Annotated in this window: 7 protein-coding genes; all 7 read left to right on the top strand. The window is 29.8% G+C overall.

All coding sequences use genetic code 11. The annotated features are described in order from the left end of the window. Positions 1 to 3 precede the first annotated feature (3 nt). The 7 genes from P2G10_RS11795 (at position 4) to P2G10_RS11765 (ending at position 12,844) form a co-directional block, all read left to right on the top strand. Positions 4 to 2,676: a TonB-dependent receptor gene (locus P2G10_RS11795; RefSeq protein ID WP_218772628.1), complete on the top strand. Its 2,673-nt coding sequence runs from the start codon at positions 4 to 6 to the stop codon at positions 2,674 to 2,676. A 38-nt stretch (positions 2,677 to 2,714) separates the two neighbouring features. Then, on the top strand, positions 2,715 to 3,773 hold the full coding sequence (locus P2G10_RS11790) for a WD40/YVTN/BNR-like repeat-containing protein (protein ID WP_275316784.1): 1,059 nt from the start codon (positions 2,715 to 2,717) through the stop codon (positions 3,771 to 3,773). Positions 3,774 to 3,850: 77 nt separating this feature from the next. Then, entirely contained in the window at positions 3,851 to 6,787 is a 2,937-nt protein-coding gene (locus tag P2G10_RS11785) for an amidohydrolase family protein (protein WP_275316782.1), read from the top strand. Positions 6,788 to 6,806: 19 nt separating this feature from the next. Continuing rightward, complete coding sequence (locus P2G10_RS11780; RefSeq protein ID WP_275316781.1) at positions 6,807 to 8,105, top strand: amidohydrolase family protein; 1,299 nt, start codon at positions 6,807 to 6,809, stop codon at positions 8,103 to 8,105. Between the two features lie 202 nt (positions 8,106 to 8,307). Further along, positions 8,308 to 9,099 (top strand): TrmH family RNA methyltransferase, encoded by a 792-nt coding sequence (locus P2G10_RS11775; protein ID WP_275316780.1) that lies wholly within the window; start codon positions 8,308 to 8,310, stop codon positions 9,097 to 9,099. A gap of 99 nt (positions 9,100 to 9,198) precedes the next feature. After that, positions 9,199 to 10,449 carry a DUF2254 domain-containing protein gene (locus P2G10_RS11770; protein ID WP_275316779.1) on the top strand — a complete coding sequence of 417 codons (1,251 nt, stop codon included), beginning with the start codon at positions 9,199 to 9,201 and terminating at the stop codon, positions 10,447 to 10,449. An 85-nt stretch (positions 10,450 to 10,534) separates the two neighbouring features. Continuing rightward, on the top strand, positions 10,535 to 12,844 hold the full coding sequence (locus P2G10_RS11765; protein WP_275316777.1) for a type IA DNA topoisomerase: 2,310 nt from the start codon (positions 10,535 to 10,537) through the stop codon (positions 12,842 to 12,844). The last annotated feature ends 116 nt before the right edge of the window (positions 12,845 to 12,960 follow it).

The raw sequence follows: 12,960 nt of genomic DNA, 5'->3' as shown, positions 1-12,960 counted from the left end.
AAATTGAGTACAAAAGATAAAATTACGTTTATTCTGTTTCTTACTTTTTTTGGTTTAAAATTTAGTTATTCCCAAATAATAAAAGGTACAATTTCAAACATTAAAGGAAACCCTTTAACTGCTAATATTCTAATAAAAACACCTAATAATATTGAAACTATTAGTGAATTTATTTTAGTTAATAAGGGTAAATTTTCTTATCAATTAAAGAAGAAATATAATACTACTGGTGTAGTTTTAGAAGTTACTGCTGCAGGTTATACTCCTTATGAAAAAATTATAAAACCTTCAGAGTTTAAAAAAATTATAAATTTAAAATTTATATTACTAGAACAAAAAATTGAAAAACTTGATGAAGTTGTTATTGAAGCTAAAAAAAAGTTTACAATTAAAAAAGACACCGTTACTTATAAAGTAGCAGCATATAAAGATGGTACAGAAAGAAAAGTAGAAGATTTATTAAAAAACTTACCTGGTGTAGAGATAAATGATAGCAATGGCATCATTAAATATAAAGGAAAAACTATTGAAACGGTTACTATTGAAGGAGATAATTTATTTGATTACAATTACAGTATTGGTACTAAAAATATTAATATAGATTTAGTTAAAGAAATTGAAGCTATAGAGAATTACTCTGAAAACAGTTTACTTAAAGGTATTGAAAACAGCAATAAGGTTGTTTTAAACCTGAAATTAAAAGAAAACAAAACAGATTATTCACTAAGTACCGATTTAGGAATTGGAGATTTTCCTGACTCAAAAAAAACTCCGTTAGATGTCTCTGCTAATTTATTAGGTATCAATAAAAAACACAAATCATTTGCCATAGTAGCATACAATAATATTGGAGAAAATGCATCCCCTTTTAATTACTTTAATAATCAACTAAATTTAGAGCAAATTAAAGAGCTTAAGTATTTAGCTGAAAAAATAATACCCGAATTAACTTTACTACAAGTTACAAACAACAATTTATCTAATATAAATAATCAGTTTTTTGGTAACTTAAATAGCATTTATAGTTTTTCTAATAAAATAAAAGCTAAAGTAAATTTATATTCTATTTCGGATAAAATTGAAAGTAGTCAATTTTCAGAAAGCAACATAGAAATTAATAATCAAGTTTTCAATACTTTTGATAATCAATTTATTCAAAAAAGACCTGTACAATATAGAGGAGATATTGAATTAAAATATAACACTTCAAAATCATCATTATTAAAATATGATATCAGCATAAGAGATGAAGTTATTAATAATAACAAAACTATATTCTCTAACCAAAGTGATGACTTTCTTTCATATTCAAAATTCAAAAACATATTTCTTAAACAAAACCTAGAATACACTAAAAAAATATCTGATAAAAAAGTATTGCAATTAAATTTAGTAAATACAATAAATACTGTTGATCAAAAGTTAAACATTGAACCTTCTGTTTTTAACAGAAACGAATATGAAAAAGATATTCAAAATCTTAATTCAAAAAAAAGGCATACTTCTTTTAAAGCCATTTTACTTGGTAAAAAAAACAATAATAAGTACACGTTTTCAGTAGGAACTAACTTAATAAATCAAAATCTTAATTCTAATTTATTTAGTCAAAACAGTACACAAAATTTATCTATTGCAAATAGTTTAAATAATGTAAACTATACAAAAAATGAAATTTACAATCATGCTTCGTACAGTTTTAAGTTAGGAAAAACATCTATAACACCCAATTACTCCTTAAAATATTTATATCAAAATTTAAACGAAAATAACACATCATTAAATTCTGGAATAGTTGTCTTTGAACCTTCAATTAATATTAGATATAAAATAGATAGAACATCTTCATTAAGTTTAAATTCGGGGTTAAACAAAGATACTTCAGTTATGAAATATTTATTTTCTAATCAAATATTAATAGATAATAGAATTGTAAAAAATAACATCCCAAATATATCTTTACAGAATAACCAAGCATTTAATTTATTCTATTCAAAAAATGATTTATTTAATCAATTTCAATTATATATAGGTGCAAATTATATAAAACAAAAAGGAAACTTTTTTAATAATACTTCCATAAACGAAAATGCTACTAAAACTACAAACTTCTTTCTACCTGAAAGCACCGAAAATATTGCTTTAAATTTTAATGTTTCTAAGTTGATACCTGCTTTAAAAACTAATTTTAAAATTACTTCAGCTTATTCTATTTTTAATTATAAAAATATCATTAATAATTCAGAACTTAGAAATAATAAAAGTAAGTTTTCAACCAATAGTCTTTTTTTTAAAACAGCATTTTATATACCTATAAATATAGAAAACAAGACTACATATGTGCTGCAAGAAAATAAAAGTACCAATAATATCTTTTTAAATAAATCTTTAGAAAATAAACTAAAATTAATTTTTAAACCATCTAAAGAAATTTCTGGTTCAATTTCTTATAATTATTTTATACCTTCTTTTAAAGATAAAAAAAATAATTACTCATTTTTAAATTCTAAAATATCTTTTAGACCCAAAAATAAAAATTGGCAATTTAGTTTATCTGGTGTTAACCTCTTAAACGAACAGTTTTATACTCAAAAAAATACTACTGATATTTCCAGTGACACTTTTCGTTTAAATATACTTGAAAGACACTTTTTATTTAATTTTTCATACTCTTTTTAAAGTCATTTAATTAAATTAGTGATCTTAAAACTACAAAAATGAATCGATTATTTGCCTTTTTTCTATTAACTGCCTTAACAATTTCTTGCAAAAAAGAAAACTTACCCAGAACCCTAAAAAAAATAAATATCACCGAGTTTAAAAGAGATAGCGCAAGTATTAGAGCTATTTATCCAATAAATAAAACTAGTTTGTATTACGCTAGTTCAAATGGTGTGATTGGTTTTACCAAAAGCAATGGAGACAAGTGGGGTGAAAATTCTTTTATTAATATTAAAGATAATGACACCCTTATTCCTAATTTTAGAAGTATTACTTATAACGGAACTGCTGTTTTTGCGTTAAGTATTGGCAACCCTGCATTATTATATAAATTAGATAACACTAAAAAACAAACCACTTTAGTTTACAAAGAAGTGCATGACAAAGTATTTTACGATAGCATGAAATTCTTTGCCGATGGTAAACACGGTATCGCAGTTGGTGATCCTACCGAAAATTGTGCTTCTATTATTTTAACTTCGGATGGTGGAAATACTTGGAACAAATTATCTTGTGAGAACTTACCTATTTTTGAAGAAGGTGAAGCTTTTTTTGCTGCAAGTAACACCAATATAAAAATTATAAATAATACCGTTTGGATTGCTTCTGGAGGCACTAAAGCAAGAATTTTAAAATCTACTGACTACGGAAATACTTGGCAAATTTATGATACACCTATAATTCAAGGTAACGGGCCACAAGGAATTTATTCTATCGATTTTTATGATGAATTAAACGGTATTGCCATTGGAGGTAATTATGCAAAACCAAACGACAACTGTGCCAACAAAGCCATTACTTCTGATGGTGGAAAAACTTGGACGTTAGTTGCCGATAATCAAAACCCTAATTATAAAAGTTGTGTGCAATATGTACCTGATACTAATGGTAAAGAAATTTTTGCCGTAGGTAAAACCGGAATTTCATTTTCTAATGATGGCGGACATACTTGGACGGAAGTAAGCAGTGATTCTTATTATACCATTAAATTTGTTGACAAAAATACAGCATGGTTGTCTGGCGATCAAAAAATTGGAAAGCTAGTCTTAAAGTAATCTTAATTATTTGTTAAAACGTTATTTGCTCATTATTAAATAAATATCTTTATCACATAAATCAACTTAATTAATCAATGAAAAAAGTACTCATTCTACTCTTATTTCTTTGTGTATCAATAGTACATGCACAAGAATACTTTCCAAGTAATACAGGAGTTAAAACATCAAAAAATAAATTATATGCATTTACTAATGCAAAAATTTATGTAAGTCCAACCAACATTATAAAAAAAGGAACACTACTAATTAAAGACGGTAAAGTTTTAGAAATAGGTAAATCTGTTGCCATTCCTAAAGGAACTGAAACCGTTAATTTAAATGGTAAAACTATTTACCCTTCTTTTATTGATGTGTATTCTGATTTTGGAATAAAAGCACCTAAAAGAGAAGGTGGTCGCGGACAAGGACCACAATATGATGCTAGTAGAAAAGGATACTATTGGAACGATCATATTAGACCTGACGTAAATTCTTTTAACGATTTTAAATTCGATACTAAAAAAGCCAAAGAATTATTAAACTTAGGTTTTGGTACTGTAAATACGCATTTAGAAGATGGAATTATGCAAGGTAACGGAGTTTTAGTAGCTTTAAACCCTGCTACTTCTGATGCCTATCGTATTTTAAATAAGCAATCTGCTAATTACCTTTCTTTTAGTAAAAGTAATAAAACACGTCAGTCTTACCCTACATCGCGTATGGGAGCCATGGCGTTGTTAAGACAAACGTATTTAGATGCCGCTTGGTATGCTAAAGGAAATATAGAAAATACTGATTTAGCTTTACAAGCTTTAAATGATAAAAAAGATCTTCCTCAAATATTTAGAGCAGGTAATTATTTAGATGATTTACGTGCAGATAAAGTAGGTGATGAATTCGGAATTCAATATACAATTGTAGGTGGTGGTAACGAATACGAACGTATCAATGCTATTAAAAACACCAACGCTACTTTTATTATTCCTATCAATTTCAGAAAAGCATACGATGTAAGTAATGCTTTTTTAGCGGATAAAATTGAGTTAAGCGATATGCGTAAATGGAATCAAGAGCCTGCAAATCCTGCAGCACTTGCTAAAAATAATGTTCCCTTTGCATTAACTACTTATAAGTTAAAAAAAGCTACTGACTTTACAGCTAATTTACAAAAGGCTATAAAGTTTGGTTTAGACAAAACAACTGCCCTAGAAGCTTTAACAAGTATTCCTGCTAAAATTCTACAAAACGATAAAATAGGAAACTTAAACAAAGGTAGCTTTGCTAACTTTTTAATTACTTCTGGTGATATTTTTGATAAAAACACAACGCTTTATGAAAACTGGGTACAAGGAGATAAAAATGTAGTAAACGATATTACTATTAAAAATATTTCTGGTGAATATACTTTAGCTGTAAATGGAGAAACATATAAAATGTCTATCAGCGGAAAAGGAACTAAGCAAAAAGCTACTATAAAAAAGGATGCTAAAAAAATTAGTTCTAAGTTTTCATTTGTAGATAATTGGGTGAAAATTACTTTAAGAGATGGTGATAATTTTTCTCGTTTGTCAGGATTTGTTGATCATAAAAACCTAAACGGAACTGCGATTAATAATAGCGGAAACGAAACTAATTGGACAGCTACTTTCAACTCTAAAAAAGATGAGAAAAAAGATGAGAAAAAGGAAAAGAAAACTACTGTAGTTGCTGTTTCTTATCCTAATATAGGGTTTGGAAATTATACTAAACCACAACAACAAACTATTTTAATTAAAAACGCAACAGTCTGGACTTCAGAAAACAATGAAGTTTTAACAAATACGGATGTTTTAATTAAAGATGGTAAAATTTCTCAGATAGGAAAAAATCTTTCAAATCACGGTGCTAAAACTATCGACGGAACTGGTAAATTCTTAACTGCTGGTATTATTGACGAACATTCGCATATTGCAACTTCTGCAGTAAACGAATCTGGCCACAACTCTACTGCCGAAGTAACAATTGAAGATGTTGTAGATCCTGATGATATTAATATTTACAGAAACATTGCTGGTGGAGTTACTTCTATTCAAATTTTACACGGCTCTGCAAATCCAATTGGTGGTCGCTCTGCCATTATCAAGTTAAAATGGGGAGAAGAAGCTGATGGATTAATCTATAAAAATACGCCTAAATTCATCAAATTTGCTTTAGGTGAAAATGTAAAACAAGCCAATTGGGGAGATACTCAAACAGTTCGTTTTCCACAGACACGTATGGGAGTTGAACAGGTTTATATCGATTATTTTCAAAGAGCAAAAGAATACGATACTAAAAAGAAAAACGGACAACCATACCGTAAAGATATTGAGTTAGAAACATTGGCTGAAATTATTAATAAAGAACGTTTTATTTCATGTCACTCTTATGTACAGTCTGAAATTAATATGTTAATGAAAGTTGCTGAAAAGTTCAATTTTAACATCAACACTTTTACACATATTTTAGAAGGTTATAAAGTTGCTGATAAAATGAAAGAGCACGGCGCTGGTGGTTCTACATTTGCAGATTGGTGGGCTTATAAATACGAAGTTAACGATGCAATTCCTTACAATGCTGCAATTATGCACAACCAAGGAATTACAGTTGCTATTAATTCTGATGATGCAGAAATGTCTCGTCGTTTAAATCAAGAAGCTGCTAAATTAATTAAATATGGTGGTTTATCTGAACAAGAAGCTTGGGCTACAGTTACCATAAATCCTGCAAAATTATTACACTTAAACGACCGTACTGGTAGTATTAAAGTTGGTAAAGATGCAGATGTTGTTTTATGGAGCGGTAACCCGTTATCAATTTATTCTAAAGCAGAAAATACCATTATTGATGGTGCGCTTTATTTTGATATTAAAAAGGATAAAGAAAAACGTGCAGTTATAAAAAATGAGCGTTCGAAACTGATTAATATGATGCTAAAAGAAAAATTAAAAGGCGCTAAAACACAAGCTCCTGTTAAGAAAGCTAAAAAATTATTTCACTGTGATACAGAATAAGAACTTAAAAATAATAAACATGAAATTTAAAATAATATATAGTTTAGTTTGTTTCTTATTCTTAGGAAATATACTAGCACAACAAACACCTGCGCCCAAACAAACGCAAGATTATAGTATTGAAGGTGCTACCGCTCATTTAGGAAATGGAAAAGTTATCGAAAACTCATTAATCATGTTTTCTGAAGGTAAAATTTCTTTCGTTGGTAGTGCAATGATGAAAATTGCTAGAAGAGGAACAGTAATTAATGCTAAAGGAAAACATGTATATCCGGGGTTTATTGCAGCAAACACTTCTTTAGGTTTAGCAGAAATAGATGCCGTAAGAGCTACGAGAGATTTTGATGAAGTAGGTTCTATGCTACCACATATTCGTAGTATTATAGCATATAATACCGAAAGTAAAGTAATTGAATCTATGCGTCCGAACGGAGTTTTAATGGCGCAAATTACGCCTCGTGGTGGTGTTATTTCAGGAACATCATCTATCGTACAATTTGATGCTTGGAACTGGGAAGATGCTGCTTTAAAAACAGACGATGGTATTCATATGAATTGGCCAAGTAATTTTAGCAACGGTCGTTGGTGGTTAGGTGAAGAACCTGGCTTAAAACCAAATAAAAATTATACAAAAAATATTGCTCAAATAACTAGCTATATTAATGATGCAAAAGCATATTTGGTTGGTGATAAAACTGCTAAGATTTTACCTTACGAAGCATTGCAAGGAGTTTTAAACGGATCTCAAAAAATGTTTGTTCACGTGAGTGGTCAAAAAGCGATTACAGATGCTGTTACTACATTAAAAAAGGTAGGAATTAAAAATTTAGTAATTGTTCACGGACAAGAAGCTGAAAAGGTTGCAGATTTACTAAAAGAAAATAATATTCCGGTAATTTTAGAACGCGCACACCGTTTACCTAGTGCCGAGGATGAAGATTATGATCTACCATATCGTGCTGCCAAAATATTATCAGACGCTGGTATTTTAATTGGTTTAGGTATGGAAGGTGACATGGAGCGCATGAGTGCTCGTAACATTCCGTTTTACGCAGGTACATACGCTGCTTACGGATTAGGAAAAGAAAAAGCTTTACAGTTAATTACTCAAAACAATGCTAAGATTTTAGGTGTTGATGATAAAGTAGGAACTTTAGAAGTTGGTAAAGATGCTACCTTATTTATATCTGAAGGTGATGCTTTAGATATGCGAACAAATATTTTAAACGAAGCTTTTATACAGGGCCGAAAAATTAGCTTAGAATCGCACCAAACAAAACTTTGGAAACGTTATTCTAATAAATATAAAAATCAATAATAAAATTAGTATTTTAATAAACGTCATTCCGAGCAACGTGAAGGAATCTTTAAGTTATGAACTTCTAATTTTAAGATTACTTCGAAATTAAAAATTTCACGTAACGACGTTATATATCAATATTATAATAGCTTTTTAATTCAATTATAAATTGTATTATAAATACTATCAAAAATACCCTTAATTGGGTATTTTTGTATTTATGAAACAAATTAGCAGCATACAGAATCCTTATATTAAAGATTTATTAAAACTTCAAGATAAATCTCGAGAGCGAAAAAAGAAAGGATTGTTTTTAGTAGAAGGACAACGTGAAATATCTTTAGTTTTTGGCGGTGGTTATGAAGTAGAAACTATTTTATTTGTTCCGAATATGTTATCGAACGAAAATTTAGATGAGCTGTTAAAACATACTACAAACTGTATAGAAATCACCAAAGAAATCTATCAAAAAATTGCTTATCGCGATACTACAGAAGGTGTAGTTGCTGTTGTTAAGTCTAAAACATTTAATTTAAAAACGATTCAATTTAATACCACTACTCCACTTGTTTTAGTTTTAGAAGGCATTGAAAAACCAGGTAATATTGGTGCTATGTTGCGTACTGCTGATGCTGCAAATGTAGATGCTGTTTTTATAACAAATCCAAAAACCGATTTATTTAACCCCAATATTGTACGCTCTAGTGTTGGTTGCCTTTTTACCAATCAGATTGGGATTGGAAAATCCGAAGAAATTATTGATTTTTTACAACAGCATAAAATAAATATTTACAGTGCTACGCTTCAAAATTCTAACGAATATCACAAAAACGATTATACCAAACCAACTGCTTTAGTTGTAGGTACAGAAGCAACCGGATTAACACAAATTTGGAGAGATAAAGCAACGCAAAACATCAATATACCAATGCAAGGTCAAATAGATTCGATGAACGTTTCTGTAGCCGCTGCCATTTTAACTTTCGAAGCTAAAAGACAACGTGGGTTTTAGTCTATCTGTATCTAAAACATTTTTTTCTGTAAATTAGCTATTTAGTTAAAATGAAATGATAGCTTAAAATTACTTCTTGTTTAATTAAAAAATTATTTGATGAAAAAAAAAGTAATTATTTATTATAATAAAATCCGTCAGCAACTATGGTTTAGACCGCTTTTATTCTGTTTATTTTCAGTTTTTGGGGCACTCTTAGCACATCAAATAGATGGTTTTGGAATTAGCAAACATGTTCCTAGTATAGACACAGACTCTATAAAAGGGCTTTTAGATACCATATCTTCAAGTATGTTGGTAATTTCTATATTTGCTGTAACATCTATGCTATCTGCATTTTCATCAGCAAGTAGCACGGCAACTCCAAGGTCTTTTAAAATTGTAGTTACAGATGACGTTTCTCAAAATGCTCTATCCGTTTTTATCGGAGCCTTTATATTTAGTATAGTTGCTACTATAGCTCTTGATAATGGGTATTATCAAAAAGCAGGTAGGTTTTTACTTTTTTTATTAACCTTAATATTATTTACTGTTGTTATTTTAACATTTTTACGATGGGTAGATAAAATTTCAAGATTAGGTCGTTTAGAGCACACAATACAACAAATAGAAACGGTAGCTTCTAAAGCTTTAGCAACTTATATTAAATACCCAAATCTAAAAGCTAATCCCATTAAAAAAAAATTTAATAAGGCTAATGCTATATGCGGAAACACAATTGGTTATATACAACACATTAATATAGAAGTATTACATGAATTGGCTGAAGAAAAAAAAATAAAAATTCAACTAAATTGTTTACCAGGAAAATTTATTAATAAAAACTTTGTTGTTGCTTATGTTAGCGAGACTGATATAGAAATTAAAGAAATACAACAAAGTATTAATAGTGCGATTCATGTAGGTCATAATAGGTTGTATGAAGATGATCCTAGATTAGGATTTACCTCTTTAACCGAAATTGCAAGTAGAGCTTTATCACCAGGGATAAATGACCCTGGCACAGCAATACAAATTATTGGTTGCCATGAGAGGCTCTTTTTTTTATGGCAACAAAAAGCTCAAGAAGAAGAACAAGAACATGAAATTACATATAATCGTGTTGAAGTGCCCCAAATAGCTATCGCTGATTTTTTTGATGATGCTTTTAGACCAATTGCAAGAGACGGTGCTAATAATATTGAGGTTATGCTAAGATTACAAAAAACCTTTAAATCAATTGCAACCATTGATAATGATAAATTCAAAAAAAATGCTTTAAAAAATTCTGAGGACGCATATAATAGAGCTGAAAAGGCTATTGAGTTTAATAATGATTTAATTTTATTACGAAAAAAGTGTTTATTTTAAAATAAATCATCAATTAACATATTCCAAAATTACTATCTACACGAACCAATTTATTTTAGTAATTTCGAATTTCTAAATAGCGTTAATGAAAGTCTGTATTGCCGAAAAGCCGAGTGTAGCTCGCGAAATTGCTAATATATTAGGAGCCAATACCAAACGAGATGGTTATTTCGAAGGTAATGGTTATGCGGTTACCTATACTTTCGGACATTTATGCACACTTTTAGAACCTAAAGACTACAAACCGCACTGGAAAAGTTGGGATTTAAACAACTTACCCATGCTTCCCGAACGTTTTAACACCAAAGTAACCAACGATGGTGGTATAAAAAAACAGTTTAATATCGTTAAATCGTTATTTGAAAGAGCTGATGTTGTTATAAACTGTGGAGATGCTGGTACAGAAGGAGAACTCATACAACGTTGGGTAATAAACCAAGCAAATTATAAAGGTGAAGTACAACGCTTATGGATTTCTTCACTAACTGAAGAAGCTATTAGAGAAGGTTTTAATAATTTAAAACCAGCCGAACAGTATGATAATTTATACTACGCAGGTTTTTCTCGTGCCATTGGCGATTGGTTATTAGGTTTAAATGCAACACGATTATATACCGTTAAATTCGGGGGTTATAAACAAGTATTGTCGGTTGGTAGAGTGCAAACCCCTACCCTAGCCATGTTAGTGAATCGTTTTAAAGAAATTCAACATTTTAAACCACAACCTTATTGGGAACTACAAACTTTATATCGCGAAACACTTTTTAGTTACGAAGAAGGGCGTTTTTTAAAGAAAGAAGAAGGTCAGGTTTTTGCTGATAAAGTAAAAGAAAGCGATTTCGAAATTACTTCGGTTACCAAAAAGAAAGGAAAAGAATACGCACCTAAATTATTCGATTTAACAGGTTTGCAGGTATATTGTAATAATAAATTTGGCTTTTCTGCGGATGAAACCCTAAAAATGGTTCAGAAGCTTTATGAAATGAAAGTTGTTACCTATCCAAGGGTTGATACTACTTTTTTACCTAACGATGTCTACCCAAAAGTAGCAGGTATTTTAGGTAAGCTTACAAATTACAGTCAGTTAACAAAACCTTTATTAGGACAGAAAATAAAGAAATCTAAAAAGGTTTTTGACGATAAAAAAGTAACCGATCACCACGCTATTATTCCTACCGGAATTCAGAATAATTTACAGTACAATCAACAACAAGTGTATGATATTATTACACGTCGTTTTATTGCTGTTTTTTATCCAGAAAGTGATGTTTCTAACACTTCGGTAATTGGTGTAGTTGATAAAATAGCTTTTAAAACAAGCGGAAAAGAAATAGTATCCAAAGGATGGCGTGTTGTTTTTGAGCACGGAAACGATACTAAAAAAACAGAAGCAAACACCTTACCTACTTTTGTAAAAGGTGAAAAAGGACCACATGAACCTAGCTTTTTAGAAAAAGAAACCAAACCGCCACGTAATTATACTGAAGCAAGTTTATTACGTGCTATGGAAACTGCGGGAAAGCAGGTTGATGATGATGAAATGCGAGAATTGATGAAAGAAAACGGAATTGGTCGTCCGTCTACTCGTGCAAGTATTATAGAAACTTTATTTAGAAGAAAATATATAGAACGTCAAAAAAAATTAGTGATTCCTACCCAAACAGGAATCGATTTAATTGATTTAATTGACAATGAATTATTAAAATCTGCCGAATTAACCGGTCGTTGGGAAAAACGTTTAAAAGAAATTGAACGAGGAGAATTTAATGCCGGAACTTTCATAAACAACATGAAAAAAATGGTAGACGAATTAGTGTACGAAGTCCGTTCTAGTACTAAAACAAAACGACTGTCTTCAGAAAATGAAGCTCCGAAACCAAAACCAAAAAAGGCAGCATCTAAGAAAAAATCAGTAGTATCTAAAGAATGTCCGAAATGTAAAAAAGGTCAGTTATTAAAAGGAAGTACCGCCTACGGATGTTCAGCTTATAAAAGCGGATGTGACTTTAAATTACCTTTTAGTTTTATGGATAAAAAAATATCTGAGAATCAATTAATTCGCTTGATTGACAAAGGATGTACTACTAATTTAAAAGGGTTTAAGCACGGCAACGATAAAGTTGAAGGATTGGTTCGTTTTGATGCTAATTTCAATTTAAAACTAGAACAAAAACAAACGTCGGTTAAAGCGCAATCGAAAACAACCGAAGTTTCTGAAACAATTATTTGTCCGAAATGTAAAAAAGGAACTGTTTTAAAAGGAAAATCTGCTTACGGATGTTCTCATTACAAAAATGGTTGTGATTTTGTATTTACTTTTGATAATATCAAAAAAATAGCCAACGGACAAACGTTAACTAAAGAGTTGGTTTTAAAAATTATAAGTTCTAGTTAAATTAAATGTCATTACGAGTGAAGAATCAACAAAGTAATCTCTTACAATAAGATTGCTTAATTTTTATTCGCAATGACAAAGCATTAAAACATTAAACTTACTATTTAACGTCATTA

Origin of the sequence: Tenacibaculum bernardetii (assembly GCF_029125915.1) — a bacterium.
GTDB classification, from domain to species: domain Bacteria; phylum Bacteroidota; class Bacteroidia; order Flavobacteriales; family Flavobacteriaceae; genus Polaribacter; species Polaribacter bernardetii.
Note: the sequence above shows the minus strand (reverse complement) of the source record. Positions and strands in the feature narration are given on the sequence as shown.